This window comes from Halalkalibacter oceani, from assembly GCF_023715605.1.
GTDB lineage: Bacteria > Bacillota > Bacilli > Bacillales > Bacillaceae_D > Halalkalibacter > Halalkalibacter oceani.
This window is the reverse complement of sequence record NZ_JAMBOL010000097.1, coordinates 1-283: the sequence shown is the minus strand read 5'-3', so window position 1 is coordinate 283 and position 283 is coordinate 1. Positions and strand designations below refer to the sequence as shown.

Here is a 283-nt window from a genome sequence, read left to right as displayed (position 1 = left end):
TTGAGAGATTGAATTCTCTCAAAGTGGAGCCTAGCGGGATCGAACCGCTGACCTCCTGCGTGCAAGGCAGGCGCTCTCCCAGCTGAGCTAAGGCCCCAAATCAAATAATATGGTGGGCCTGAGTGGACTCGAACCACCGACCTCACGCTTATCAGGCGTGCGCTCTAACCAGCTGAGCTACAGGCCCCCACCATTCAATGAAAATAATAATATCAGAATGACTTCATGCTGCCTTGCGACGAGTAACCGCAGGAGCAAAAGAATTCATTCAAAACTGAACAAA

2 tRNA genes are annotated in these 283 nt (G+C 50.2%); both read right to left on the bottom strand.

Annotation, left to right across the window (positions count from 1 at the left end):
- Positions 1 to 24: 24 nt before the first annotated feature.
- A tRNA-Ala gene (locus M3202_RS22160) sits at positions 25 to 97 on the bottom strand.
- 13 nt (positions 98 to 110) lie between these two features.
- Positions 111 to 187 (bottom strand) — tRNA-Ile (locus M3202_RS22155).
- Between the last annotated feature and the right edge of the window lie 96 nt (positions 188 to 283).